Raw genomic sequence first — 26,156 nt, forward strand, 5'->3', positions numbered from 1 at the left:
ACGCAGAATGAGCTCCGGAGATATGCCCGGCCCGGCCGCCGTCCTCCCAGCCGGCGCCCCGGCCACCGCGGACCCGTACGTCCCGGGCCACGGAACGGATGCCTACCGCGTCCTGCACTATGACCTGGCGCTGGACTACAAGCTCGCCAGCAACCGCCTGACCGGCCGCGCAGTCCTGGCGGCTGTGGCAGCACGCCGCACAGCCGCCGTCGTGCTCGATATGACCGGCCTCCGGGCGCTGAAAGTGCAGCTGAACGGGGTCCGGGTGCGGAAGTACACCCAGCGCGCGGAGCAGTTGGTGGTGCACTGCGAACAGGCCCTTGAGGCGGGGGCCGAATTCAGCCTGGAGATCCGCTATGACGGCAATCCGCAGCCGCGGAAAGGGCTGTGGGGCGAGGTCGGCTGGGAGGAGCTCACCGACGGCGTTCTGGTGGCAGGCCAGCCCAACGGAGCACCGTCCTGGTTCCCCTGCAACGACCATCCGCGGAACAAAGCCAGCTACCGCATCAGCGTCACCACCGACGCCGGCTACCGGGCTGTCTGCAACGGACTCCTGGTGGGGCACACGGTGAAGTCCAGCCGCGAGACATGGGTTTATGAGCAGAACCAGCCCATGGCGACTTACCTGGCGACAGTCCAGATCGGCCGTTATTCCCTGGAGAGCCTGCCCGGTTCCGGCAGCGTGCCCCAGTTCCTCGCTGCCCCTGCCCAACTGATGGCCCGGGCACGGACCGCGCTGGCGCGCCAGCAGGCCATGATGGGCACCTTTGTCAGCTGCTTCGGCCCGTATCCGTTCCCGGACTACACGGTGGTGGTCACCGCGGATGAACTGGAAATCCCGCTCGAGGCGCAGTCGCTCTCGATACTGGGCCGCAACCACCTCGACACCGAGTGGGAGTCACAACGGCTGATCGCCCACGAGCTGTCCCATCAGTGGTTCGGCAACTCCCTGACCGTCAGCACGTGGAGCGACATCTGGCTGCACGAGGGGTTCGCCTGCTATGCGGAATGGCTCTGGTCCGAGGAAGCAGGCGTGATGTCCGCGCAGGAGCGTGCCCTGGCGGCTTGGCAGCGGCTCACTGCCGAAGCCCAGGACATCCTGGTGGGTGATCCCGGCGCAGAACTCATGTTCGACGACCGGGTCTACAAGCGCGGAGCGCTCGCCCTGCACGCCCTGCGCCGCCGCAGCGGGGACCTCGCCTTCTTTGCGCTGCTGCAGGAATGGACCCGGACACACGCCCACAGCTCCGTGTCGACGCCCGAGTTCATCCTGACGGCCAACCGGGTCACCGGACTGGACACCGAAGCGCTGCTGCATCCGTGGCTGTATGAAGAGGCCCTGCCGCCGCTGCCCTGAACCGTCCGGCTGGACGTTTGCCGGCATAAAGAAAGACCACGCCCAGAACCTGGCGTGGTCTTTCCTCATGGTCAGCTACCGCTGGACAGGTTCCCCGGCACGCTTACCGCTGGACGGCACCGAACCGCTCGGCTGCGGCGGCGACGGCGTGCTCCCGCGCCTCCGACGCCTCGTCGGCCGTCAGTGTCCGGTCGGTGGCGCGGAACCGCAGGCCGAAGGCGAGGGACTTCTTGCCGTCCTCGATCCCCTTCCCCGCGTAGACGTCGAACAGGGCGACGTCCTCCAGCAGCTCGCCGGCGCCTTCACGCAGCGCGGCCAGCACGTCGTCGGCGGGGACATCCTGCGGCACCACGAGGGCCACGTCCTGGGTGGCCACCGGGAAGGTGGAGATGTGGCGCGCCACCACAACGTCGGCCGCCGCTTCGAACAGGGCCTCCGCGTTCAGTTCCAGCGCGACGGACCGCGCCGGGACGTCGTGCGCGGCCAGGAGCTTGGGATGCAGCTCCCCGGCGTACCCCACAACCTCGCCGGAGCGCAGCGAAAGCTGCGCCGCGCGGCCCGGGTGGAACGCCTGGTGCCGGCCCTGGGTGACCACAAGCTCAACACCCAGGACGTCGCCGGCCAGGCGTGCGATGTCCAAAGCGTCCACCCAGTCCCACAGCCTCGGCGAGTGACCCGCGGCAGCCGGGGAATCATGGCCGGTCAGGACGGCGGCGATGTGCAGCGGCTGGTCCGGAACGCCGTCGTACAGCGCGTCCAGCACCTCATCGGATGGCCTGACGCCCAACGGAGGAATGGAGGGCGTCCCCAGCGTTTCGCCGGGGAGGAACACCAGGCCGGCCTCGAAGACGGCGAGGTCGCGGAAACCGCGGGAGTGGTTGCGCTTGGCCACCTCCAGCAGGCCCGGGAGCACCGACGTCCGCAGGTAGCCGTGCTCCTCGCTGATCGGGTTGGCCAGCTTGACCGCAGTGCGGCGTGCACCCTCCTCGGCGACGCCGAACGTGTCGTTGGCTGCCTTCGACACGAAGGGGTAAGCCAGGACCTCGGTGAGGCCGGCGTCCGCCAGCGCCTGGACCAGGCGGCGGCGCTGCTGCTGCACGCGGGTCAGGCCGCGGCCGGGAGGCGCCACCGGCAGGGTCGCCGGAATCTGGTCGTAGCCCACCAGGCGGGCCACTTCCTCTGAAAGGTCTTCCTTGGTTTCCAGGTCGTTCCGCCAGCTCGGCGCGGTAACGGTCCAGCCGGCGTCGGTCTTTTCGAGAACGGCGCCGAGATCCTCGAGGGACGTGACGATCTGCTCTTCGGTGAAGTCGATGCCGATCCGGGCGGCGGGGAATTCGGCCGGCAGTGCGATGGTCACGGCGTCCGGCGAGGTGCCGACGTCCGTGCCAGTTTCGTCGGCGGTGCCGCCGGCCAGCTCCACGAGGAGGTCGACGGCGCGCTGGGCCGCGATGTTGGCGACCTGCCAGTCCACACCGCGCTCGAAGCGCTTGGACGCTTCGGACGGGAGCTTGTGGCGCCGGCGTGAGCGGGCGATGGAGACTTCCTCGAAGTGGGCCGCCTCGACCAGGACCGTTGTGGTGGTGTCGGAGACCTCGGTGGAGGCGCCGCCCATGACACCGGCGACGCCGATGGGGCCGGAGGCGTCGGTGATCAGCAGGTCCTCAGCGTCAAGCGAGCGCTCCTTGCCGTCAAGGGTGGTCAGCTTCTCCCCCGCCACGGCGCGGCGCACCACGATGTCGCCGGACAGCTTGTCCTGGTCGTAGAAGTGCAGCGGCTGGCCGAGTTCGAGCATCACGTAGTTCGAGATGTCCACCGCCAGCGAGATGGACCGGATTCCGGCCAACCGAAGCCTGCCGGACATCCACGGCGGCGTGGGCCGGGTGGCGTCCACACCGCGGACGGTGCGTGCCACGAACCGGTCGCAGCCGGGCTTGCCGTAGATGGGTGCGTCGTCGTTGATCTTGACGCCGTAGCCGCCGGAGAGGGCAGCCGGAGCGTTCACCCTGGACGCCGGATCGGTGAATGCCGTGCCGGTGGCGTGGGCGTATTCCCGGGCCACGCCGCGGATGGAGAAGGCGTAGCCGCGGTCAGGGGTCACGTTGATTTCGGCGGCCTGGTCGTAGAGCCCCAGGAGTTCCATGGCGTCGGTCCCGATCTCGGGGTCCAGCCCGATCCGGGAAAGCACCAGGATGCCGTCGTGGTCTTCGCCGATGCCCAGTTCGCGGACCGAGGCGATCATGCCGGCGGACATGTGGCCGTAGGTCTTCCGGGCCGAGATGTGGAAATCGCCGGGCAGGACGGCGCCGGGCAGGGTGACCACCACCTTGTCGCCTTCAACGAAGTTGTGCGCGCCGCAGACGATGCCCTGCACGCCGGAGGGGTCGATGCCCTTTCCGGTGAGGGTCTGCTCCTGCCCCTCGGGCACGACGCGGACCTGGCACCAGTTGATGGTCTTGCCGTTGGTCTGCGGTTCCTTGACCAGGCTCAGGACCTGGCCCACCACGACGGGTCCGCGCAGGGTGTCCGTGGGGCGGTGGACCGCTTCCTCTTCAAAGCCGACCCTGACCAGGTCCGCCATGACGTCTTCGGCCGTGGCTCCGGCCGGTACCTGCGCGAACTCACGCAGCCAGGAAAGTGGGATACGCACTGTTAGATCTCCATCCCGAAGTGCTCGCTGAAACGTACATCGCCCTCGATCATGTCGCGCATGTCGCCGACCTCGTTGCGGAACATGAGCGTGCGCTCGATGCCCATGCCGAAGGCAAAACCTGAATAGACGTCCGGGTCGATGCCGGCGGCACGCAGGACGTTGGGGTTGACCATGCCGCAGCCGCCCCACTCGATCCAGCGCGGGCCGCCCTTGGCACCGGGGTGGAAGATGTCCAGCTCGGCGGACGGCTCGGTGAACGGGAAGTAGTTGGGGCGCAGCCGGATCTGGGCTTCGTCGCCGAACATCTGGCGGGCGAAGTGCTCCAGGGTTCCGCGGAGGTCAGCCATGCTGAGTTTCTTGTCGATGGCCAGGCCCTCGAACTGGTGGAAGACCGGGGTGTGGGTGGCATCGAGTTCATCGGTGCGGAACACCTTGCCGGGGCACAGCACGTAAATGGGCACCTCGCGCTCCAGCATGGAGCGGACCTGCACCGGCGAGGTGTGGGTGCGCATCAGCAGGTGGGCCTCGGGCGGCTCCACGAAGAAGGTGTCCTGCATTTCGCGGGCCGGGTGGTCCGGTTTGAAGTTCAGGGCGTCGAAGTTGAACCATTCCGATTCCACCTCCGGGCCTTCGGCGATTTCCCAGCCCATGCCCACGAAGATGTCCGCAACGCGGTCCTGCAGCGTGGACAGCGGGTGGCGGGCACCGGCCCGGCGGCGGCGCGGGGCTGCCGTGACATCCACCGTCTCCTCGACCAGGATGCGGGCGTCGTTCTCCGCTTCCAGCTCAGCGGTGCGGTCCGCGAGCGCCTTGTTAACACGTCCGCGCGATGAGCCCATCAGCTTGCCGGCAGCGGCCTTCTGGTCCTTGGGCAGGCGTCCGATTTCCCGGTTGGCCAGGCTAAGCGGCGACTTCTCGCCGGTGTGGGCCAGGCGGACTGCCTTGAGTTCATCGAGCGTGGAGGCGCCGGCAATGGCGGCGACGGCCTGGTCCACGGCGGCGTTGATGGCGGTTTCATCCAGAGGGTTCGGGACGGCGGCGCCCGGCAAAGTTTCAGTCATCTACTGTTCTTAGCTACGAGTCGGGTGGTGCCAGCGGCCGGTACAGCCGCGCCGGTTTTCCCGGCAGCGCATCCGTCGCTGGCACGTCATTTGCATGAAGTCATCCAAGGACGTCATCCAAAGACGCCATCCCAAGACAGGGCAGGCTCACCGGCTGGTGGCCGGCAGGCACTGTTCCCAGTCTAATTGACGGCACCGGGCTAATTGACAGCGGCCACTTACGTGACAGCGCACCCTGGTGTCCTGCCGCGGAGCTGTTGCGCGCACCTGTACCGCATACCTGTATTGCGGGAATGGCCGCCGATAGCATGGCCCCATGATGCACGCCCGCATGAGGCATGGTTCCAAGGCGAATGCCCCCGCCGCCCCCGGCCCTACGCCGCCAAGGGTGCTGACGCAGGGACAGCGCCTGAGGCAGTACGCAAATGTGCTCAACGCCTCCACCCCGCTGGGCCTGGTGCTTGCCGGGCTGGCAGGCACCCGGACATTCCGGGGTCCCGGCGGCCTGATTGTGGCCACCGGCTACCGCTGGCGGCTCCCTCTGGCCGGCGCCTTTACCGTGGGCAACGTGGTGATCTTCCGCGCGGACGCCGACACCGCCATGACGGGCCGCGTGCTCCTGGGCCATGAGGAGCGGCACAGCACCCAGTACGCGTGGTGCCTCGGGCTGCCCTTCCTGCTGTTGTATTTCGCAGCCGCGGGCTGGTCTGCACTCAGGTACGGCGATCCGGCGTCGGGAAATCCATTCGAGCGTCATGCCGGCCTGGAGGCAGGCGGCTATGTGGACCGGAGGCGCAGGATAAACCGGAGGCACAGGGCGGGCCGGAAGCTGAGCGTGGACCGGAGGCGCAGGCATGGATGAAACCGTGGACCGGGCAGCGGTCCGGACTGTCGCAGTCACGGGATGCGGAACGGCGGAGGCCGCCCCGGACCTGCTGACGCTCTCGATCGGTGTCGAGTGCCGGCGGAACACTGCGGGTGATGCCTATGCCGCCGCCGGAGCGGCGTCCGCTGCCGTAACAGGGGCACTGCGGGCCCGCGGGGTGCAGAGCCAGGACATCAGGACGTCCGGGCTTAACGTCCGTGCCGACGTCGTTTGGCAGGAAGGCAGGGGCCAGCAGGTCACGGGTTATATAGCGTCCAGCACGCTCAGCGTGCGGCTCCGGGATCTGGCTGCCGGCTCGGCGGTCATCGCGGCGGCCGTGGAGGCAGGCGGCAACGACGTCCGACTGGACGGAGTGCAGCTCGGCTTCGCAGACACCGCGGCCATTCTCGCGCTGGCCCGCGAGAATGCATGGGCTGATGCGCGGACCGCTGCAGCGCAGCTCGCCGGGCTCGCGGACGCCGAGCTGGGTGAGGTCATCTCCGTCCGGCAGCAGCCAGTGCCATCAGCGCCCGTTCCGGTGGGCGGGATGCAGCGGGCCTTCGCCGCCGACGCCGTGGCAGTGGAAGCCGGGGATCTTAGCGTGAGCGCCAGCGTCACCGTTGAGTGGGAGCTACGCTCCCCTACCCGCTGATGCGGCGGCTGCCGCAGCCTAGTGGAGGCTGCCTGCCGCGAGCGCGACGCGGGATGAACGGGCAATGCCGGGCTGGATGGTGCCGGATGGCTGAATGGCGCCGGAAGGCTGGGAAAGCGACGTGCGGACGACGGCGGCGATCGCCTCCGCCATCGACGCGACAGGCAGAGACGGGGCTGGCGGCGACAGGGCTGGCGGCGACAGGGCAGTGCTCCCCTGCTCTACCTGGTCGGGTGCGAAGGGCACGTGGACGAATCCGCCGCGGACGCCTGGCCGGGACGTGAGCTCGTGCATGAGCGTATAGAAAGTGTGGTTGCAGACGTACGTTCCCGCTGTCTGTGAGATTTCCACGGGAATATCGGCCCTGTCCACGGCGAGAAGGGCGGCCTTGACCGGCAGGGACGTGAAATAGGCGGCAGGCCCACCCGGCACCACCGGAACGTCCACAGGCTGGTTCCCGGAGTTATCCGGAATGGGGGCGTCATCGCAGTTGATGGCCACCCTTTCCAGGGAGACCTTTTCCCGGCCTCCGGCTTGCCCGATGCACACCACCAGTTCCGGCGCCAGGTCATCGAGGGCATTCCGCAGCACACTTCCGGCCGCGCCGAAGACGCACGGCAGTTCCACGGCTGTCACGGGAAAACCCGCCTCCCGGAGCAGATCCCGGGCTGCCTGGGCTGCCGCCCAGGACGGATTAAGCGGCTGGCTGCCAAGAGGTTCAAAGCCGGTGAGCAGAATCATGGAGCCAGCGTAGCGGCAAGTCCGCGGGAAACGCCGCCGCGTACCTTGACTTAAGTTCGAACATACCTTCGAATGGTGAGCATGAGATGGGACGCGCAGGCACTCAACCCTGCACAGCAGGAAATGCCCGGAACTGCACCGCTGCTGCCCTTGGCCGGGCTGGTGCGGTCGGTGTCCACCCCTGAGTTTGCCGGCGTCACCTTTCACGAGGTCACCGCCAAATCGGTGCTCAACAAGGTGCCCGCCGGATCCCGGATGCCGTTCGAATGGACCGTTAACCCCTACCGGGGCTGCAGCCACGCGTGCGTTTACTGCTTCGCCCGCAAGACCCACACCTACCTGGACTTCGACGCCGGGCTTGATTTCGACAGCCAGGTGGTGGTGAAGATCAACGCTGCCGAGGTGCTGGGCAAGGAGCTGGCCAAGCCTTCCTGGCAGCGGGAGCATGTAGCACTGGGCACCAACACAGACCCGTACCAGCGTGCCGAGGGCCGGTACCGGCTGATGCCTGGCATCATCGGCGCCCTTGCCGACTCCGGCACCCCGCTGTCCATCCTGACCAAGGGAACTTTGCTGGCGCGTGACATCCCGCTCCTCAAGCATGCCGCGGCACAGGTTCCGGTGGGCATCGGAATCTCGCTCGCCATGACGGACGAGCACCTCTCCGAAGCAATCGAGCCGGGCACACCTGGGCCACGGGCCAGGCTCAAGCTCGTTTCCAGGCTCCGGGAAGCCGGGCTGCCCTGCGGGGTGATGGCCATGCCCATCCTGCCGTGGCTCTCTGACAGCGACGAGGCACTGGACTCCCTGTTCGCCTCACTGGCGGCCGCTGGTGCCACCGGTGTCACGGCCGGCGCCCTGTATCTCAAACCCGGCACCAGGGAATGGTTCATGCAGTGGATCGCTGCCCGGCATCCGGAACTGGTGGGCCGCTACCGCCGGCTGTACGGCACGGGCTCGTACGCTTCAAAGGAATACCGCACCTGGTTGGCTGGCAGGGTCCGCTTCTTCAAAGCCCGGCACGGACTGGCCGGCTCGCACGGGTTCAGCCACCGGGACATCGACGGTTCCAAACCCGGGCACCAGCAGACCGGCTCTGCCCCGGCAGAAGGACCACTGGCCGACGCCACGCTGGCTGATGACCCGCGCGGTGAGGAAGCCGCCTACCCCGAAGGAAGCCTCCCGCAGCGGCGGTCGGGGCAGCATGGCCAGCTCGGTGTGACCCGGACGTCGCAGCCCACGCTGTTCTGAGCCCAGGCAACGGTTCCGAGCAAACAGCTCGAGAAGCGTGGCAAAGGGTGTTAATTTCCGTTGACGGACCCAGCGGTGGTCGCGGTGGCGACGCTGTCCAGCAGCGCCCGCACAATCGGCAGGTCCGCCGGGATCCAGGGCAGGCTGAGAGCTTCGTCACGATCATGAATGCTGATCCACCGGAGTTCATCATGGTCTTCGAGCGGCCGCGGGTCGCCGTCGGCCACCTCCGCAAACCACACCCGCATGGCCGCGCGCTCGTTCAGGGGCCAGCCTGCCGGGCCCGGGGCTTCCAGCTCCGCCCCGAGGACGACGCCGATACCGAGCTCCTCGCGAAGCTCCCGGTGCAGTGCGTTTTCGGGAGATTCGCCCGTTTCCACCTTGCCGCCAGGGAATTCCCACATACCGGCGAACTGCGGCGGCGCAGTCCGGCGTGCCACGAGAAGCCGGGCGGGAGCGGACAGGGAATCGAGCACGGCCCCGCCGACGACGTTGATGAGTTCAGTCACCGGTCCAGTCTATGAGGATGCCGGCTGCTGCCGTCCGGGAATACGTGTCCCGCCGCCGGGCTTGTTAAAATCGTACTTATCAGTGGCAACGAGGCCGACTCCATAACTCCCTTTCGAAAAGCAGGCACATGACTTCCACTGTCCAGGCTCCCCGCACGCCCAAAACCGCCACCCGCATCGGTCCCGCCATCCTGGCACTGGCCATGGGCGGTTTTGGGATCGGCGTCACCGAATTCGCCATGATGGGCCTGCTCAAGGAGGTCGAAGCCGGACTCCGGATCGGCACTCCCGAGGCCGGCCACCTCATCTCGGCCTACGCCCTCGGTGTGGTCGTCGGCGCTCCCGTGCTTGCCGCCGTCGGGGCCAAGTTGCCGCGCAAGTTCCTCGCGCTGGGCCTGATGCTGTTCTTCAGCGTTGCCAACCTGTCCTCGTTCATCGCGCCCGATTACGCGAGCATGCTGGTCTCCCGGTTCGCCGCCGGACTGCCGCATGGGGCGTTCTTCGGGGTGGCGGCCGTGATTGCCGCGTCCCTTGTGGCACCGACCAGGCGGGGCTGGGCCATTTCCATGGTGATGGCGGGCCTCACCGTGGCCAACGTGGTGGGCGTTCCCTTCGCCACGTGGCTTGGGCAGACCTTTGGCTGGCGGCTGCTCTTTGTCCTGGTGGGAGTGCTGGGTTTGGTAACCCTGGCGCTCATCTGGAAATTCGTCCCGTTCCAGCCGGCGCATGCTGAGGCGAGCATCCGCAGGGAGCTCGGCGCCCTCCGGCGGGCACAGGTCTGGCTTGCAATCCTGATAGGCATTGTTGGTTTTGGCGGCTTCTTCGCCACCTACACCTACATCGCCCACACCATGACCTCCGTGGCCGGTATTCCCACCGCCCTGCTGCCGCTCGTGGTGGCCCTGTACGGCCTGGGCATGGTGGCAGGCAACATTGTCGGCGGCCGGATCGCGGACAAGTCCGTCATGGGGACCATCTACCGGGTGCTGCCGGGAATCGCCGTCGCCCTCGTGGTGTACGCCGTGGCCGTGCACTGGGCGTGGGCGGCCTTCATCATGGTGTTCGTCGTGGGCGGCGCCGGGTCGATGCTCGTCCCGGCCCTGCAGACCCGGCTGCTGGACGCGTCTCCCGATGCGCCGTCGCTGGCATCCTCGCTTAACCACGCGGCACTGAACGTGGCCAACGCCCTGGGCGCTTTCCTCGGCGGCGTCGTGATCGCCTGGGGCTGGGGTTACGTTGCCCCCGCCCTGGTGGGCGCCGTGCTGGCCATCCTCGGCCTCATGGTGGCCCTGCTCAGCGGCCTGCTGGAACGCAAAAGGCCGCTGGCGCCGTAACAGCAGTTCCAAGCCAGCGGCTCATGCGGTCTTGCGTCGTACGGGCGGGCCGGCGCCGCAACAACCGCCTTGGTACCGCCGCTTGCAGCCAAGGAAGCTCACCTCTCTGCATGCGTATTCCAGCGGATGGAACAGGGCAACATGGCGCCGCCGCCTGGTAAATACGTAGCCGTCCCGGCCGCGACAGAAACCCGTCCATGCCGCTCTGACGCCGCGAAAAGGCGAAAACTAAGCCTGCTGACAAAGAAACGCGCCCTGTGTTAGCTTGAAGCCATATCGGGACTGATAAGAATCGATCCCGACGAATATGAAGGAGCAGACAATGGGTTTTCTTGCTTGGATTATTCTCGGCCTGATCGTAGGCGCAATTGTTAAAGCCGTCATGCCCGGCCGGGTCGGCGGCGGATGGGTCACCAGCCTGGTTCTGGGCGTTGTTGGCGCCATCGTTGGCGGCTGGATCGGCAGCCTTCTCTTCGGCAGGGGCGACCTTGCGTTCTTTGACCTTGGCACCTGGATCCTCGCCATCATCGGCGGCCTCGTAGTCGCGGGTATCTACGGCGCAATCACCGGCCGCAACCGGACCACCCGCGCGCCATAACAGGCCAAATTACAGGCACTGGGCTTCAACACACCCAGGCACATGACAGACAAAACAGACAGGAGCGGGTGCCCACCACATGGTGGGTACCCGCTCCTTGTTGTATCCGCTGCGTATCCGGAACTACGTGGGCTGCTGGGACCTCGCACTGGCATAGAGGCAGACCGTGGCGGCCGTCCCCAGGTTAAGGCTCTCCGCAGCGCCGTACACGGGCACTGCCACCCGATGGTCTGCCAGCGCCAGCTCGTCGTCGGACAGCCCCTGCGCTTCGTTGCCGAAAAGCCATGCCGTGGGATTCTCCAGGGCGTAGTCTGAGCCGGCGGTGGATGCGCCAAGCCTGCGCGCCGCGTTCTCGTCCTGCAGCCGGTCCAGATTAAGTTTCCCGTAACCGTCCGCTGCGAGTACCCCGATCCCCCGGGCTTTGCACAGCGCCACCAGTTCAGCGACGTCGGCACCGAGGACCACCGGGAGGTGAAACAGGGAGCCGGCCGTCGAGCGGACCGCCTTGGGGTTGTAGATGTCCACACTGGATCCGGTCAGGATCACGGCATCGGCGCCGGCGGCGTCGGCGGCCCGGAGCACGGTGCCGGCGTTGCCCGGGTCCCGGACCTGGCAAAGCACGGCGATCAGCCGTGGACCGGCGTCGAGCACGTCCGCCAGGGCGACGTCCACGAAATCGCATACCGCGACGATCCCCTGCGGGGTGACGGTGTCCGCCATGGCGGCCAGGACGTCATCGGTGGCGAGCCGGGCAGTGGTCCCCACGGCCAGTTCCTCGAACTCCGGGTAACGGTCCAGGCAGGCCTCGCTGGCATACACCTCGCGGACTATGCCGGGCTGTCCGGCGGCGATCCGCTTGCCGTGCAGCACCAGGGCCTCACGGACTGCCTGCGGGCCCTCGGCCAGGAACTGCCGGCGCCTTAAACGGGCCGGGCGCCCTGCAAGCTTTGCCACGTCCCTCACCCGATCTGCTCGGGGATTGGAGAGTGGAAAGTCTTGCGGGCGCCCGGTTTCGTTCATATAAGAAACCTTAGTGGCTGTTGCCACCGGTCCTTGAACTGGGAGTTGCCTGCTTACTCGGCAGCTGCAGCAGCCGGCTTCGCAGCACGTGCGCGCGTAGCCTTGGCCTTCGGTGCAGCCTCGGCCTTGGCGGCCGGAGCGGAGGTGTCTGCGGGCAGGGAGTCCTTGGCAACCTGGACCAGCGCAGCGAAAGCGTTGGCGTCGGAAACGGCGAGCTCGGCCAGCATACGGCGGTCAACCTCAACCTCAGCGGCCTTCAGGCCCTGGATCAGGCGGTTGTAGGTCAGGCCGTTGGCGCGGGATGCAGCGTTGATGCGCTGGATCCACAGGCGCCGGAAGTCGCCCTTCTTCTTCTTGCGGTCGCCGTAGCTGTACACAAACGAGTGCAGCAGCTGTTCTTTTGCCTTGCGGTACAGGCGTGAGCGCTGCCCACGGTAACCTTTGGCGCGTTCGAGGACAACCCGGCGCTTCTTGTGGGCATTTACCGCCCGCTTCACACGTGCCACGTGCGTACTCCTTCAGAATTCTTGTCCCAAGCATCTTCCGCCGGTGATCCGGCTGGCCTGAGAAGGCTTTATTTATTGGTGGCCGCTGCCTGATGACGGCGGCCGGAGAGCTTGGAACTAGATGCCGAGCATCTTCCGGATGACCTTGGCGTCGCCCTTGAAGACGATCTTGTCACCGGCGAGGCGGCGGGTCAGGCGGGTGGACTTGTGCTCCAGGTAGTGGCGGCGGTTGGCCTGCTGGCGGCGCAGCTTGCCGGTACCGGTCAGCTTGAAGCGCTTCTTAGCACCACTGTGGGTTTTCATCTTCGGCATGGGAACCGATCTCCTAACGTTTCCGCAGACCATGTCTGCAGTCTTTCGCGCAGCCGTCCCTGGGGACGGCGTGCTGGTTGCTGGCTGCCTGAAGGGAATGCCTTCCGCAGTTTCGAACTAGTTGGTCTTCTTGCCTGCCGGCTTCGGCGTGGGCCGCGGTGCCGCAGGACGTGCCACCGGCTTCGGCGCTGCGGGCCGGGCCACCGGCTTGGGCGGGGCAGGCACGGCCGCGGGCTTCGGCGCTGCCGGGGCAGGCGTTTCGGCCTGGGGAGCCTTCGGCGCAGGCACCTTAGCGGCGGCCGGCTCCGCGGGAGCTGCAGCCTTCGGCGCAGGCGCCTCGGCGGGTGCAGCAGCGGCGGGTGCAGCAGCCTTTGGCGCGGGCGCCTCGGCAGGCGCCGCAGCTTCGAGTGCCGCGGCTTCGGCGGCCGGGGCCTCCGCAGCCGGAGCTTCCTGGGCCGGCCCAGCCGGCGCCTCGGCGGCAGTTTCCGCAGAAACCTTGAAACCCTCCGGCAGGAGGTCACCCAGCGACTGCGTCATCGGCGCCTGGTCCTTGCCGGAGACGTCCACGCGGGCAGCGGCCTTGGCTTCGTTCTGGGCCTTGGCCTCGGCACGCTGGGATGCGCGGCGGGCCTCGGCCTTCGCCTCGGCCTTGTTCTTCAGCGGACCGATGACCATCACCATGTTGCGGCCGTCGATGCGCGGGCTTGACTCCACGACACCGACTTCAGCGACATCCTCAGCGAAACGCTGCAGGAGGCGCAGGCCCATTTCGGGACGCTGCTGCTCGCGTCCGCGGAACTGGATCATGGCCTTGACCTTGTCCCCGGCTCCGAGGAACCGCAGGGCGTGGCCGCGCTTGGTCTCGTAGTCGTGGGTGTCGATCTTCAGGCGGAACCGGATTTCCTTCAGAACCGTGTTCGTCTGGTTCTTCCGGGCCTCACGGGCCTTGACTGCGGCTTCGTACTTGTACTTGCCGAAGTCCATCAGCTTGCACACCGGAGGCTTGGCCTGCGGTGCAACTTCAACGAGATCCAGGTCGGACTCGGCAGCCAGACGCAGGGCATCCTCGATGCGGACGATCCCTACCTGTTCGCCGGCAGGGCCGACCAGCCGCACCTCAGGGACGCGGATACGCTCATTGATTCTTGGCTCGCTAATGTTAAAGCTCCTGTGTTTGTAATGGGTGTTCCACCGGCAAAATGGAGAAGGCCCCCAATTGCCGGAGCAATCGAAGGCCTCGAAGATCGGATGTGCACCTCCCCGCAGGGACTACACGCACTTCCCCGGGCTCCTGCCCAGTGAACCGCCCGACCGTTACCCGGCAACCTTGCTGCCCTGAACCTTCCAGGGAAAACGGCTGACGCGGGTGGGAGAGACCTCCGCTTGCAAACTGAATATCAATTCTACAGAAAGATACCCGCCGACCGCACATTCGCGGCAGTGGGTCTCATACACGGCAAAATAACGACATCCAGTCGGTCTGTGACAAGCTTACCAGTATGAGCACTCCAGACAGCAATTCACACGTCTACCGGGCGCCCGGCGCCGGGGACGACGTCACGCAGCAAATCCGCGACATCTCCGAGGTTCCCGCGATCGAGGTCATCACCACGGCCGCCGTGCACCTCATGAGTGCGTCGGCCGTCAAGCTTGGCCTGGCCGCTGAGGAGAACGCCGCAGAGCTGAAGGACCTGGATGAGGCCCGCAAGCTCATCACCGCCCTCGCCGGCCTGGTGACTGCAGCCGCCCCGGAGATCGGCTCGCAGCACGCCGGTCCGTTGCGCGATGGCCTGCGGTCCCTGCAGCTTGCCTTCCGCGAAGAGTCCATCATCCCGGATCCTCCGGGCAAGGGCCCCGGTGAGAAGTTCACCGGCGCAGTGAACTAAGGGCGCAGCGAACTGCAGATTGAATTACGACGGCGGCGGGCCGGCTCTTCGGAGCCGGTCCGCCGCCGTTTTTGCACACTGAAGCCCGCCGCCGTTTTTGCACACTGAAGCCCGCGGCCGCTTTGCATGCCGAAGCCCGCGGCCGGTCAGGATGCAGTGGCGGCCCGGCGGCGCTGCTGCAGGACAAGGCCCACAACGCACAGCAGCACGCCAGCCACACCGACGGACACGAAGCCGCCCGACGGTCCGACGCCGTCAATGAAGAGTCCCGCCACCGGAGCACCCAGCGCAACACCGGCGGTCAGCGCCGACCCGTACCAGCCCATCGCCTCACCGCGCCTGTCCTCGTCGACAAGTTCCGTCACCGTCTCGGAGGCAGCCGAAAGGACAGGCGCACAGAGGAGACCCGGCAGCACGGACAGCAGGCTCAGGGTCAGGGTATCGGTGGCGAAGCCCATGGGGATAGTCAGCGCCGCCATCGCCAGCAGCAGCAGGATCGGCGAGACGGGCCGGTGCATGGCACCGTACACGAGGCCGCCCACCACCGACGCGGCGCACCAGAAGAAGAACACCAAGCCGATTTCGCCCTGACGGCCGCCGGTCTCCAATGCGGCCACGATGCCGACGTCGGTGCCGCTGAGCACCATGCCCGCGCCGGCAGCAACGGCGAACACCGCGGCTACCGCAGCGGTGAACCAACCGAGGCTACGGGCCACCCTGCCCCGGAGGACTCCCCGCCGCCCGGTGCCCGCAGCCGCCGGACCGAGGTCTGAAGCAGCCTCCTGCAGATGTGCGGGCGCAGCAGCCACGACGGCAACCTCTGCAGCCTCCTGCTCGTCCGCTTCGCAGGCCGCCGAACGGTCGGCGCTGCGGGTGGGCGGGTTGAACCACATGAGAAAAAGCCCGGCCAGCGACGTCGAGACGCCGACGGCGGTCAGCCCCAGCGCGGAATGGCCGCTCGTGGCCACCACAGCACCGACAGCCGGCCCGAACATGAACACCATCTCGGTGGTGACTGAATCCAGCGCGAAGGCGGTCCTGCGCTGGTCGCCGTCCGCCAGGACCCCCAGGGACTGCCGCACCACGCTAAAGATGGGAAGCGTCAGGAGGCCCCCGACAAACACGAGGGGCAGCAGCCACTGGTAGGAGACGTGCGGCACGATGGACCAAATGACAGTTTCCGAAATGACCGAAGGTATCAGCGCCTTGCGCAGGCCTGCGGTATCCACGCGGCGTCCTCGCCACGGCGCACCGAGCGCAATGCCGATGGTCATCACGGCCGCCGCCGTTCCCGCAGCCGCGTAGCCCTCACCGAGGGTCAGGACGATGTGCAGAGTCAACAGGACACCCGCCGCCGAATGGGGAATGCGGGCAATCATGCCGACGGCCAGGAGCCGGCGGATGGGCCGGACGGCCAGCAGCTCCCGGTACAGGATGAAATTCACAGGTGGGTCCTCAGTTCCGCCGCCGGACAGCACCGGAACGGATGCCCGCCCCCGCGGCTACTGCGCGGCGCGCCTTAGCTTGACTTCGATCGAATCAACGCGCTCACCAAACAATACATTCCGGCTCCACTCCGACTGGAGTCGCGCAACAAGCTCCTGGACCGCAGCCGCGTCGAGACCGTCCTCAAGGTAAAGCACCACCCGCAGTTCCGGTCCGGATCCGCCGCCGTCGATACGGCGGCCGGATGCAGTGGCGGTGCCGACTCCCCCGCCGGGAAGGACGTCGAGTCCGCGGACCGCAGGTGTGCCTTCGGCTCCCGCCCGCAGAACTGCGGCGAGCTCGGTGTCCAGGTAGGCGGGCACCCACTCCCGCTGCTGCGCGAGGGCCCAGACGCCCGGACGACGGACCACGAAGGTCACCTCGGAGCCAGGGTCCACGACCAGCAGCTCCGCCCCTTCGGAAACGGCGGACAGGGCTGCCCTCGCGGCATAGACAGCCACGGGGCGCGCCTCCGGGTGCCAGGCCGCCAGGGCTGCTGCCGACGTAAACACGGGCATCGCAAGACGGCCGTCCGGCGCCTTTAGAGTCACCAGCGCCATGTCCGCCTGTTTGTCGGCGTGCACGCCGTGCGCGCCCTCGGCTTCCTCCGCCAGCTGGGCGACGACGGGGACAAAGACGCGGGCGGTGGCGAGCGAAGCCACTACCGCGGCCTCATCGCCCTCGCCTGCAACGAGAGCAGAGACTGCGGCGAGATAACCGGCGTCGGCCGTTCCGTCGTCGTCCTCGAAGTTGTGGATCTTGGCGTCTTCGCCGGCAAGGCTGCGCCCGGCCCAGGGCTGGCCTGCGGAATCAGTGGCGCCACCCGCCCCGGCGAGGGCGGCCTCGATATGGCCGGGCAGCCGGCGTGCCTGTACGCCCGGGGCGGCAGGGGGCAGCTCCGCTGCCGGTCCGCCATCCGTCCGGTGGCTGTGGTGCTCGGCCACGGCGATGCCTTAGCGGCGTCCGGCGACGTCGAGGGCCTCGGGCAGGGTGAAGGCGCCGGCGTACAGCGCCTTGCCGACGATGGCACCTTCGACGCCGAGCGGCACCAGGGAACGCAGGACCTTCAGGTCATCAAGGCTCGAGATGCCGCCGGATGCCACCACGGGCTTGCCGGTCTTCTCCACCATCTGGCGCAGCAGCTCAACGTTCGGCCCCTGCAGCGTGCCGTCCTTGGTGACGTCGGTGACCACGTAGCGGGCGCAGCCGGCCTCTTCGAGGCGGCCCAGCACGTCCCACAGGTCACCGCCTTCCTTGGTCCAGCCACGTCCGGCGAGGGTGGTCCCGCGGACGTCCAGGCCGACGGCGATCCGGTCACCGAAGCGGTCGATGGCCCGCGCGGTCCATTCCGGGTTCTCCAGGGCGGCGGTGCCGAGGTTCACCCGGGCTACGCCCAGGTCCAGCGCCTTCTCGAGCGACTCGTCGTCGCGCAGGCCGCCGGAGAGCTCAACCTTGATGTCCAGCCGGCCCACTACTTCGCGCAGCAGGTCCGCGTTCGAGCCGCGGCCGAAGGCAGCGTCCAGATCCACCAGATGGACCCACTCCGCGCCCTGCTTTTGCCAGTTGAGTGCGGCCTCCAGCGGCGTTCCGTAGCTGGTTTCGCTGCCGGCCTCGCCCTGGACCAGGCGGACGGCCTGGCCGTTCACGACGTCGACGGCGGGCAGCAGTTCAAGTACCGGCAGCTCGTTTTGGCTGGTCATCGGGTCCTCAGTTCTTGTAGGCGCTGGTTCCCGTGGGCCCGTCTGATGCGGCGCCCACGGCGGTTTGGTTGGTTACTTGCCGGGGAGGGTCAGCAGGTAGGCGGCCAGCAGCGACATGGCTGCCAGCACGCAGAAGCCGATCTGGATCCAGAGCGGCTTGCGCTGCTGCCTGAAGGACAGCGCGCCGCCCACTAGGAGGCCGGCCAGTGCCATCAGGAGGACGGACCACATTCAGGCGTCCGCCGGCTGCCGGGAATGCGCCGCGCGAAGTCCGTCGACCCAGTTCTTCAGCAGACGCGCACCGGCGTCTCCGGACTTTTCCGGGTGGAACTGTGTGGCGCTGAGGGGGCCGTTCTCCACGGCGGCGATGAAGGGCGCGCCGTGTTCGGACCACGTGACCAGCGGCGGGGCCATCCGGGGCTGGATGACGTCGAAATCCCAGTTCTGGACGCCGTAGGAGTGCACGAAGTAGAAGCGCTCACCTTCGACGCCGTCGAAAAGCTTCGAGCCTTCGGGGACTTTGACCGTGTTCCACCCCATGTGCGGAACCACCTCGGCCGGGAGGAGTTCCACCTTGCCGGGCCACTCCCCCATGCCTTCGGCTTCGGTTCCGTGTTCAACGCCGGCTTCGAAGAGCACCTGAAGCCCCACGCAGATGCCCAGCACCGGACGTCCGCCGGCGACGCGGCGGCCGATCATGCGGATGCCGTCCACGGCCTTGAGTTCGCGCATGACCGTTTCGAAGGCGCCGACGCCGGGCACGACCAGGCCGTCGGCGTTCAGTACGTCCTCGGGCTTGGAGCTCAGGATGACTTCCGCGCCGGCGCGTTCCAGGGCACGCACGGCCGACCGGACGTTGCCGGAGCCGTAGTCCAGGACGGTCACGGTGGGCTTGCCCTCCGGCGAGGCCGGTTTCAGGGTGGCGGAAGGATCGAGGATCGCGCCCTCGTGCAGTACTTTTCCGGTCACAGTGCCCCCTTGGTGGACGGGATGCCCTCGACGCGGGGATCCGGCTCGACTGCGGCGCGGAGCGCCCGGGCGAACGCCTTGAACTGGGCTTCGACGATGTGGTGCGGGTCGCGGCCGGCGATGACGTTCATGTGCAGGCAGATGCCGGCGTGCAGCGTGATTGCCTCGAACACGTGCCGGGTCAGCGATCCCGTGAAGTGGCCGCCGATCAGGTGGTATTCCTGCCCGGCGGGCTCGCCGCCGTGCACCAGGTAGGGCCGGCCGGAGACGTCGACCACGGCGTGTGCCAGGGCTTCATCCAGGGGCACGGTGGCCTCACCGAAGCGGCGGATGCCCGCCTTGTTGCCCAGGGCGGTGCGCAGGACCTCGCCGAAGGTGATGGCCACGTCCTCGACGGTGTGGTGCACGTCAATGTGGGTGTCGCCGGTGGCCTTGACGGTCATGTCGATCAGTGAGTGCTTGCACAGCGCCGTCAGCATGTGGTCATAGAAGGGGACCGAGGTGCTGATGTCCGACACTCCGGTGCCGTCGAGGTTGATCTCCACCAGCACGGAGGATTCGCTGGTCTCGCGCTCCATGCGGGCAGTCCGGGCCTCGGCAGCCTTGATTCCGGTGTCGCTCATGGTGATAGGTGTCCTTTGACGAGGATGGGGGGCGGACCAGTCATGGTCCATAGTCAAGTTTAGGCCGGAAGTGCGGCCTGCCTGGCCAGGATGCTTTCCAGCGCCTCCAGGAAGGCTGTGGTTTCCGTCTCAGTGCCGGCGGTGACCCGCAGGTGGCCGGCGATGCCGACGTCCCGGACGAGCACCCCGGCATCCAGCAGCTCCTGCCAGACCTCATGGGGCTTTTCCAGACCGCCGAAGAAGACGTAGTTGGAATCGGATGCCGCCGGCCGCAGCCCCATCCGCGTCAGCTCGGCGACAATCCGGTCGCGCTGGCGCTTGATGTCCTGCACATCCGCCATGAGCGCCTCCCGGTGCTGCAGCGCCGCGAGGGCGGTTGCCTGCGTGACGGCCGAGAGGTGATACGGCAGGCGCACCAGCCGGAGGGCGTCGGTCACCTCCGGCGCCGCGGCCATGTAGCCGAGGCGGGCACCGGCCAGGGCGAACGCCTTGCTCATGGTCCGGGAAACGATGAGCCGCTCCCGGCCCGGCAGCAGCGTCAGGGCGCTGGGCGTGCCGTCGTGCGCAAACTCGTGGTAGGCCTCGTCCACGACCACGACAGCCTGGCTTTCCTCACCTGCCTCGTAAACGGCTTCGACCACATCCAGGCCCAGGCCGGTACCGGTCGGGTTGTTGGGTGAACACAGGAAGACGATATTGGGCTGGAGTTCGCGCACCTGGCTGGCGGCGGACTCGGCGCTGAGGCCGTAGTCATCGGCGCGCTTGCCGGCGATGTACGCGGTGTCCGTGCCGCTGGCGAGGAGCGGGTACATGGAGTACGTCGGGGGAAAGCTCAGCAGCGTGCGGCCGGGGCCGCCAAAGGCCTGGAGGATCTGCTGGAGAACCTCGTTGGAGCCGTTGGCTGCCCAGAGGTTGTCCGGGCTGAGCCCGTGGCCCAGGTACTCCGCCAGGGCTTCCCGAAGTTCCGTGAATTCGCGGTCCGGGTAGCGGTTGAGCCCGGCGGCGGCCTCGCTCACCGCCGCGGTGATGGCCGCCCGCACATCGTCGGGCACGCCATGGGTGTTCTCGTTGACGTTGAGCAGGATCGGCACATCCAACTGCGGGGCGCCGTAAGGGCTCAGCCCCTTCAGGTTGGTCCGCAGGGGCAGTCGGTTCAGTCGCTCAAGCTGGTCAGTCACCAAGACAGTTTAAGGAACCCGGAGGGCTGGCCGGAAACTGTGACGGCTGAGGCACCCCTGCCCCACTTCTGGCCGCCTTATTTCCGCGGCACAAACAGCTGCTGGCCGGGCATGACCTTGCCTGCCTGGAGATCGTTGAGCTGGACGATGTCCGCGATGACATCCCGGGGATCACGGTCCGGATCCACCTTTCCGGCGATGGCCCAGAGGGACTCACCGGGCTGCACCGTGACCGAAACCGCTGGGGTGACGGTCAGTCCGCTGGCATTGTCCGCCGCTTTGGCCGGGGAGTTCAGGAGCCCTGCCAGGGAAAGAATGAGGGCGGCGAGCAGGACAAGCGGCAGGCCGATCAGGACAATGCGGCCGCGGCGCGTGAGCCGGAGGCGCGGCGGCTTGCCCGGGCGGGATGCGGCACCGGACTTCGCCGGGACGGCGGGCTTACCACTGTCCCGGGAATCTGCGAACCGGGCTGTTGGTGAAATGGCGCGCGGTGAAGCGGCGTGTGTTGAAGCGGCGTGTGTTGAAGCTGACATGGCGTGAGCCCTCCTGGACCAAGTTGTACTGCCTCGCGGTTGTACTGCCTCGCGTTCGAACAAACAGTTCGAACACCGGGCCGACAAGCGAGCCTAACTAGAACACATGTTCGAACTTTGCTTTTCCTAGTTTTAGCACCTATCAACGAATTAAGTCGAGACTCGCTAGAACAAATGTTTGAAAAAGCTGTATGGCTGGCCTACGTTGGAAATCACAGAACAACCACATCTGCAGTTGATCAGCAGGGTCTGACATTTTTCAGGCCGGAAGTTCCCGGCCACTGCAGCTACCGCGGCCGGGAGGAACGGAAAGGCGTTGGCGAACATGGCAGCACAGGCCTCTGACGGCAAGGCTCCCCAGCGCAGCCCGCGGTCTCAGCGGACCCCTAAGGGACTCACAGTCCGGCAGAAAAAGATTCTGGAAACCATCCAGCGCTCAGTGAACGAGAACGGCTACCCGCCGTCGATGCGTGAAATCGGCGACACCGTCGGCCTTGCGAGCCTGTCCAGCGTCACCCACCAGCTCTCCCAGCTGGAGAAGCTCGGCTACCTGCGGCGTGACCCCAAACGGCCGCGCGCCATGGAAGTCCTGATGCCGCTGACCCTGGATGCGCGGGCAGCAAAGCCTGGCGGCGCGGACAAGGCCTCAGCCCTGAGCCCGGCAGGCACAGCCGCAGGCGCAACGGTGACAGAACTGCCCAGCGCCATGGACACGGCCATGGTGCCGCTGGTCGGCCGGATCGCCGCCGGCGGCCCCATCCTCGCGGACCAGATGGTGGAGGATCTGATGCCGCTGCCCCGCCAGCTGGTGGGACACGGCGAACTGTTCATGCTCAGGGTCGCGGGCGATTCCATGGTGGACGCCGCCATCTGCGACGGGGACTGGGTTGTGGTCCGCAGGCAAAGCGACGCCGTCAACGGTGACATCGTCGCCGCGCTGCTCGACGATGAAGCCACGGTCAAGACCTTCAGGCAGCGCGACGGCCACACCTGGCTGCTCCCGCAGAACACCCAGTACGAGCCCATCCTGGGCGACCACGCGGTGGTTATGGGCAAGGTGGTTTCAGTACTCCGCTCGCTGTAGCACCGGTCGCTGCCGCACAAGCTCGCTGTAGCAGAAACTCCATTGGCCCCGGGCAGCATCAGCAGCCCGGGGCTTCGCTATGCCTGCGCGCCGGCCAGCCGTTCCAGTGCGGCGACTGCGGTCTTCCGGTCCGTGGTGGGCCAGAACGGCGGCAGGGCGGCGCGCAGGAATCCGCCATAGCGTTCGGTGGACAGCCGGGAATCCAGCACCGCCACCACCCCCTTGTCATTCGTGGACCGGATGAGCCGTCCCGCCCCCTGGGCAAGCCTGATGGCCGCGTGCGTGGCCGATACCGACATGAAGCCGTTGCCGCCGGCCTGGGCGACGGCCCGGGACCGCGCGGTCATCAGCGGATCGTCCGGCCGCGGGAAGGGAATCCTGTCGATCACCACCAGGCGGCACGATCCGCCCGGCACGTCGACGCCCTGCCACAGTGACATCGTGCCGAACAGGCAGGTGTCCGGTTCGTCGGCGAACTGCTTCACCAGCGCCGTCATGGTGGATTCGCCCTGGCAGAGAATGCTCACATCCAGCCGCATGCGCAGGGCATCTGCCGCTTCCTCCGCGGCGCGCCGGGAGGAGAACAGACAGAGTGCTCCCCCGCCGGACGCGCGGATCAGTGACTCGAGCTCGTCGAGCGCCTCCGGCGACGTGCCGCGGCCGGGCTTCGGCAGGTGGCCTGCCACGTACAGGATGCCCTGCCGGGGATAGTCGAAGGGCGAACCCACGTCGACGCCGGTCCAGCTGGGCGCGCCGTCGCCCAACAGGCCCAGGCCGCCTGCGGCGGGTTCGAAGGCGGAGCCGATGGCGAGCGTGGCCGATGTGAGCACCACAGTATGCCCGGCAAACAGGCCTTCCCGGAGCCGGCCGGCCACGCTCAGCGGCGCGATGTTGATCAGTGCCGGGGCGGTCTCGTCGGGCGCCGAGTATCCCTGCTGGGGATCAAACGTGCTGTTCCGTGAGAACCAGACCACCTCGCGGTTTTCCCGCGCGGCGATGAGCCGTTCACACAGCTCCAAAATCACCAGCAGGCGGGACCGCGCAAGCTGCCGCCCGCCGTCGGCCGTTGTGTTGCTGTCCCCCTTGGAATCAGACAGCGCCGCACGGCAGGCCTCACGAAGCTGGTCCACACAGTCCAGCTGTTCATCGTTCAGGCCGTTCGGCAGGAGGCCGCCAGGCACTCCGGCAAGCGCCACCTCGAGGTTGGCGGCCGCCGTGTTGAGGGCGTCAACGGTAATGCCCGTGTGCTTGCGGGCACCGGACGCCGCGGCATGGACCATTGCCACTGACAGCTGCCCCGATACCGCGCCGGTCACCCGGTCCTGGAGTTCGTGGGCCTCGTCCACCACCACGACATCGTATTCGGGCAGCACAGCCAGCCCTTCGAAGGCGCTGACAGCCAGCATGGCGTGGTTGGTCACCACAACGTCGGCTTCCGCGGCGTTGTGGCGGGCAAGTTCGCTGAAGCACTCTTCGGCGAGCGGGCATTTCTGGGAGCCGAGGCATTCCATGGACGTGACGGACACCTGCCGCCAGGCCCGGTCGGTGACGCCGGGAAGCAGCTCGTCACGGTCGCCGGTGGTGGTCTGTTCGGCCCATTCGCGGAGCCGGACCACCTCCTTGCCGAGCTGTGATGAAGGGCCGCCCACCGCCGCGGCGAAATGCGGGACGCTGGTGTCCTCGCCCAGCGAGAAGAGCTGGCCCTCCGAGGGTTCCTCGCTGGGAAAGCCGCCCTCCAGCTTGTGCCGGCAGACGTAATTGGCGCGGCCCTTGACCAGCGCCACCTTTACGGGCCGGTCGAGTGCCGGTTTGAGGCTTTCCAGCAGACGGGGAAGGTCCCGGCCCACGATCTGGGTCTGCAGGGCCAGGGTGGCGGTGGACACGAGCGCCGGCTTGTCGCTCTGAAGCGAGTGGGCGATGAGCGGGATCAGGTAGGCCAGCGACTTGCCGGTACCCGTGCCGGCCTGGACCAGCAGGTGGTCGCCCGTTTCGATTGCGCGAGCCACCTGCCGTGCCATCTCATGCTGGCCGGTGCGGCTTTGGCCGCCCATGCCTGCCACGGCACGGTCAAGCAGCTCGACCACGCGCTGCTCGCCGGCCGAGGCATCCGCTGGGGCTGCCGCACCCGCCGCCCCGTCAGTCATCGGTGCTGAAGGATTCCAGTTCAGCCGCAAGGCCTTCCCGGACCATGACCACAGCGCGCGTGCCGCCCTCCTCGTGATCCATGCTCAGGATCTCCGCGTCGGAGTCGTGCAGCTTGCTGATCAGATCACCGCGGTGGTACGGGACGAGGAGCTGCATCTTGACGTTCGGCCGCGGGATGGAATCGCTGATCGCCTTGAGCAGCTCGGAGATCCCCTCCCCGGTACGTGCCGAGACCACGACGTGCCGCGGTTCGCGCTGCTTGAGCCGCTCCACCACGAAGGGGTCGGCGGCGTCGGCCTTGTTCAGGACGATGATCTCGGGCACCTTGCGGGCATCCACCTCGGCGAACACCGAGCGCACGGCCGCGATCTGGCCCTCCGGGTCCGGGTGGGATACGTCCACGACGTGCAGGATCAGGTCCGCATCCGCAACTTCCTCGAGGGTGGAGCGGAAGGCCTCCACCAGCTGGGTGGGAAGGGAGCGGACGAAGCCCACGGTGTCGGCCAGCGTGTAGCCCACGCCGTCGGCGGTCTCGGCCTTGCGGACCGTGGGGTCGAGGGTGGCGAACAGGGCGTTCTCCACCAGGACACCGGCGTCGGTCAGGCGGTTCAGCAGCGAGGACTTACCGGCGTTGGTGTATCCGGCGATGGCCACTGAGGGCACCTCATTACGACGGCGGTTGGCCCGTTTGGTCTCCCGTGCCGGCTTCATCGCGGCGATCTCACGCCGCAGCTTGGCCATCCGGGTGCGGATCCTGCGGCGGTCCAGTTCGATCTTGGTTTCACCGGGACCACGGGAGCCCATGCCGGCGCCTGCGCCGCCCACCTGGCCACCGGCCTGGCGGGACATGGATTCACCCCAGCCGCGCAGGCGCGGGAGCAGGTATTCGAGCTGTGCCAGCTCCACCTGGGCCTTACCTTCGCGGCTCTTGGCGTGCTGGGCGAAGATGTCGAGGATGAGCGCCGTGCGGTCGATGACCTTCACCTTGACGATGTCTTCAAGGCCACGCCGCTGGGACGGGGCGAGTTCGGCGTCCACCACCACGGTGTCGGCGCCGGTGGACATCACGACGTCCTTGAGCTCCAGGGCCTTGCCCGCCCCGAGGAATGTTCCGGGGTCAGGCTTGGCGCGCCGCTGGACGAGTCCGTCGAGGACTTCCGAGCCGGCTGTTTCCGCCAGCGCGGCGAGTTCACGCAACGAGTTTTCGGCGTCGGCGAGCGTGCCTTCGGTCCAGAGTCCGGCGAGGACTACGCGCTCGAGGCGTAGCTGCCGGTATTCGACTTCGGTGACGTCTTCAAGTTCGGTGGAAAGCCCGGCCGTGCGGCGCAGTGCCCGGCGTTCCTCGAGATCCTGCTGGTCGCCGTCGAACGCGCTGTGCTCCTCGGAGAGCTGCGAGATGGCCTGCGCCTTGCCCAGGACGCCCTGGCTGTCCGTGCGGCTGCCATTGGCAGGCGCGGCATTCTTCGCCGGGATGTCCTTGGCGAGGATCCGGTCGATAACAGCCTGGATTTCCTCAGGACTCATGTCCTGGGCTGCCGGGTCGGATCCTGGGTTTTGCTGATTCGTCATGTTCTCCTTTGAAGGTTCTGCATCTTCAGAATAGTGCTGATTGCCGCCCTTGGCTGCGGTATTCGCGCTGGGCTGACTGCGAGGGGTCATGGAGGTGCTCCTGACATGCCGGCAGCGGAAGACGCTGG

26 protein-coding genes are annotated in these 26,156 nt (G+C 67.4%); 8 read left to right on the plus strand and 18 right to left on the minus strand.

Annotated elements, in window-relative coordinates; all coding sequences use genetic code 11:
- The first annotated feature begins 7 nt into the window (after positions 1-7).
- Complete coding sequence (locus ACFTR6_RS18990; protein ID WP_377959054.1) at positions 8-1,357, plus strand: M1 family metallopeptidase; 1,350 nt, start codon at positions 8-10, stop codon at positions 1,355-1,357.
- 103 nt (positions 1,358-1,460) lie between these two features.
- Here ACFTR6_RS18990 and pheT read toward each other — a convergent pair whose 3' ends face one another.
- Together pheT and pheS are read right to left on the minus strand one after the other, a co-directional pair.
- Positions 1,461-4,004, minus strand: coding sequence for a phenylalanine--tRNA ligase subunit beta (pheT, locus tag ACFTR6_RS18995; RefSeq protein ID WP_377959055.1), 2,544 nt, complete (start codon positions 4,002-4,004; stop codon positions 1,461-1,463).
- A gap of 2 nt (positions 4,005-4,006) precedes the next feature.
- On the minus strand, positions 4,007-5,068 hold the full coding sequence (pheS, locus tag ACFTR6_RS19000; protein WP_076798101.1) for a phenylalanine--tRNA ligase subunit alpha: 1,062 nt from the start codon (positions 5,066-5,068) through the stop codon (positions 4,007-4,009).
- Between the two features lie 316 nt (positions 5,069-5,384).
- Between pheS and ACFTR6_RS19005 the strand changes: the two genes are divergently transcribed.
- Both ACFTR6_RS19005 and ACFTR6_RS19010 read left to right on the plus strand, forming a co-directional pair.
- Entirely contained in the window at positions 5,385-5,930 is a 546-nt protein-coding gene (locus ACFTR6_RS19005) for a hypothetical protein (protein WP_377959056.1), read from the plus strand.
- Complete coding sequence (locus ACFTR6_RS19010; protein WP_377959057.1) at positions 5,923-6,585, plus strand: SIMPL domain-containing protein; 663 nt, start codon at positions 5,923-5,925, stop codon at positions 6,583-6,585. The genes ACFTR6_RS19005 and ACFTR6_RS19010 overlap by 8 nt, the downstream gene beginning before the upstream one ends.
- A gap of 18 nt (positions 6,586-6,603) precedes the next feature.
- Here ACFTR6_RS19010 and pcp read toward each other — a convergent pair whose 3' ends face one another.
- Positions 6,604-7,326 carry a pyroglutamyl-peptidase I gene (gene pcp / locus ACFTR6_RS19015; RefSeq protein WP_377959058.1) on the minus strand — a complete coding sequence of 241 codons (723 nt, stop codon included), beginning with the start codon at positions 7,324-7,326 and terminating at the stop codon, positions 6,604-6,606.
- An 81-nt stretch (positions 7,327-7,407) separates the two neighbouring features.
- On the opposite strand from pcp, the gene ACFTR6_RS19020 reads away from it, so the two are divergent.
- Positions 7,408-8,577 (plus strand): Rv2578c family radical SAM protein, encoded by a 1,170-nt coding sequence (locus tag ACFTR6_RS19020; protein ID WP_377959059.1) that lies wholly within the window; start codon positions 7,408-7,410, stop codon positions 8,575-8,577.
- A 50-nt stretch (positions 8,578-8,627) separates the two neighbouring features.
- On the opposite strand, the gene ACFTR6_RS19025 is transcribed toward ACFTR6_RS19020, so the two are convergent.
- Positions 8,628-9,086 (minus strand): (deoxy)nucleoside triphosphate pyrophosphohydrolase, encoded by a 459-nt coding sequence (locus ACFTR6_RS19025; protein ID WP_377959060.1) that lies wholly within the window; start codon positions 9,084-9,086, stop codon positions 8,628-8,630.
- Positions 9,087-9,214: 128 nt separating this feature from the next.
- Here ACFTR6_RS19025 and ACFTR6_RS19030 point away from each other — a divergent pair, with 128 nt between their 5' ends.
- The gene (locus tag ACFTR6_RS19030) at positions 9,215-10,420 is read left to right on the plus strand and encodes an MFS transporter (RefSeq protein ID WP_377959061.1); all 1,206 of its coding nucleotides are present in this window, start codon (positions 9,215-9,217) and stop codon (positions 10,418-10,420) included.
- Positions 10,421-10,742: 322 nt separating this feature from the next.
- The gene (locus ACFTR6_RS19035) at positions 10,743-11,018 is read left to right on the plus strand and encodes a GlsB/YeaQ/YmgE family stress response membrane protein (protein WP_087873505.1); all 276 of its coding nucleotides are present in this window, start codon (positions 10,743-10,745) and stop codon (positions 11,016-11,018) included.
- Between the two features lie 123 nt (positions 11,019-11,141).
- Here ACFTR6_RS19035 and ACFTR6_RS19040 read toward each other — a convergent pair whose 3' ends face one another.
- The 4 genes from ACFTR6_RS19040 to infC all read right to left on the minus strand — a co-directional run bounded on the left by ACFTR6_RS19040 (position 11,142) and on the right by infC (position 13,972).
- Positions 11,142-12,038, minus strand: coding sequence for a TrmH family RNA methyltransferase (locus ACFTR6_RS19040; protein ID WP_377959062.1), 897 nt, complete (start codon positions 12,036-12,038; stop codon positions 11,142-11,144).
- Positions 12,039-12,091: 53 nt separating this feature from the next.
- Positions 12,092-12,544, minus strand: a complete 453-nt coding sequence (gene rplT / locus ACFTR6_RS19045) for a 50S ribosomal protein L20 (protein WP_076798108.1) — start codon at positions 12,542-12,544, stop codon at positions 12,092-12,094.
- 117 nt (positions 12,545-12,661) lie between these two features.
- The gene (gene rpmI, locus ACFTR6_RS19050; RefSeq protein ID WP_076798109.1) at positions 12,662-12,856 is read right to left on the minus strand and encodes a 50S ribosomal protein L35; all 195 of its coding nucleotides are present in this window, start codon (positions 12,854-12,856) and stop codon (positions 12,662-12,664) included.
- 117 nt (positions 12,857-12,973) lie between these two features.
- Positions 12,974-13,972 (minus strand): translation initiation factor IF-3, encoded by a 999-nt coding sequence (infC, locus tag ACFTR6_RS19055; protein WP_377959063.1) that lies wholly within the window; start codon positions 13,970-13,972, stop codon positions 12,974-12,976.
- 383 nt (positions 13,973-14,355) lie between these two features.
- Between infC and ACFTR6_RS19060 the strand changes: the two genes are divergently transcribed.
- Positions 14,356-14,742 (plus strand): DUF1844 domain-containing protein, encoded by a 387-nt coding sequence (locus ACFTR6_RS19060; protein WP_076798111.1) that lies wholly within the window; start codon positions 14,356-14,358, stop codon positions 14,740-14,742.
- Positions 14,743-14,888: 146 nt separating this feature from the next.
- Here the strand turns inward: ACFTR6_RS19060 and ACFTR6_RS19065 are convergent, their stop codons facing one another.
- The 8 genes from ACFTR6_RS19065 to ACFTR6_RS19100 all read right to left on the minus strand — a co-directional run bounded on the left by ACFTR6_RS19065 (position 14,889) and on the right by ACFTR6_RS19100 (position 21,230).
- Complete coding sequence (locus tag ACFTR6_RS19065; protein WP_377959064.1) at positions 14,889-16,187, minus strand: MFS transporter; 1,299 nt, start codon at positions 16,185-16,187, stop codon at positions 14,889-14,891.
- Positions 16,188-16,244: 57 nt separating this feature from the next.
- Entirely contained in the window at positions 16,245-17,123 is an 879-nt protein-coding gene (locus ACFTR6_RS19070) for an SseB family protein (RefSeq protein WP_377959080.1), read from the minus strand.
- A gap of 57 nt (positions 17,124-17,180) precedes the next feature.
- Positions 17,181-17,927 carry a bifunctional 1-(5-phosphoribosyl)-5-((5-phosphoribosylamino)methylideneamino)imidazole-4-carboxamide isomerase/phosphoribosylanthranilate isomerase PriA gene (gene priA, locus ACFTR6_RS19075; RefSeq protein ID WP_377959065.1) on the minus strand — a complete coding sequence of 249 codons (747 nt, stop codon included), beginning with the start codon at positions 17,925-17,927 and terminating at the stop codon, positions 17,181-17,183.
- A gap of 72 nt (positions 17,928-17,999) precedes the next feature.
- Entirely contained in the window at positions 18,000-18,158 is a 159-nt protein-coding gene (locus ACFTR6_RS19080; protein WP_172411746.1) for a hypothetical protein, read from the minus strand.
- On the minus strand, positions 18,159-18,896 hold the full coding sequence (gene hisH / locus ACFTR6_RS19085) for an imidazole glycerol phosphate synthase subunit HisH (protein WP_076798114.1): 738 nt from the start codon (positions 18,894-18,896) through the stop codon (positions 18,159-18,161).
- Positions 18,893-19,519: an imidazoleglycerol-phosphate dehydratase HisB gene (hisB, locus tag ACFTR6_RS19090; RefSeq protein WP_087873511.1), complete on the minus strand. Its 627-nt coding sequence runs from the start codon at positions 19,517-19,519 to the stop codon at positions 18,893-18,895. The genes hisH and hisB overlap by 4 nt, the downstream gene beginning before the upstream one ends.
- A 59-nt stretch (positions 19,520-19,578) precedes the next feature.
- On the minus strand, positions 19,579-20,697 hold the full coding sequence (locus ACFTR6_RS19095; protein WP_377959066.1) for a histidinol-phosphate transaminase: 1,119 nt from the start codon (positions 20,695-20,697) through the stop codon (positions 19,579-19,581).
- A gap of 77 nt (positions 20,698-20,774) precedes the next feature.
- Positions 20,775-21,230, minus strand: coding sequence for a LysM peptidoglycan-binding domain-containing protein (locus ACFTR6_RS19100; protein WP_377959067.1), 456 nt, complete (start codon positions 21,228-21,230; stop codon positions 20,775-20,777).
- 325 nt (positions 21,231-21,555) lie between these two features.
- Between ACFTR6_RS19100 and lexA the strand changes: the two genes are divergently transcribed.
- Positions 21,556-22,314 carry a transcriptional repressor LexA gene (lexA, locus tag ACFTR6_RS19105; RefSeq protein ID WP_377959068.1) on the plus strand — a complete coding sequence of 253 codons (759 nt, stop codon included), beginning with the start codon at positions 21,556-21,558 and terminating at the stop codon, positions 22,312-22,314.
- Positions 22,315-22,391: 77 nt separating this feature from the next.
- Here the strand turns inward: lexA and ACFTR6_RS19110 are convergent, their stop codons facing one another.
- On the minus strand, positions 22,392-24,458 hold the full coding sequence (locus ACFTR6_RS19110; protein WP_377959069.1) for an ATP-dependent DNA helicase: 2,067 nt from the start codon (positions 24,456-24,458) through the stop codon (positions 22,392-22,394).
- Positions 24,451-26,028 (minus strand): GTPase HflX, encoded by a 1,578-nt coding sequence (hflX, locus tag ACFTR6_RS19115; RefSeq protein WP_076798117.1) that lies wholly within the window; start codon positions 26,026-26,028, stop codon positions 24,451-24,453. Before hflX ends, ACFTR6_RS19110 begins: the two co-directional genes overlap by 8 nt.
- Positions 26,029-26,156 lie beyond the last annotated feature (128 nt).

The organism is Arthrobacter sp. NPDC057009 (assembly GCF_042673905.1).
Lineage (GTDB): Bacteria > Actinomycetota > Actinomycetes > Actinomycetales > Micrococcaceae > Arthrobacter.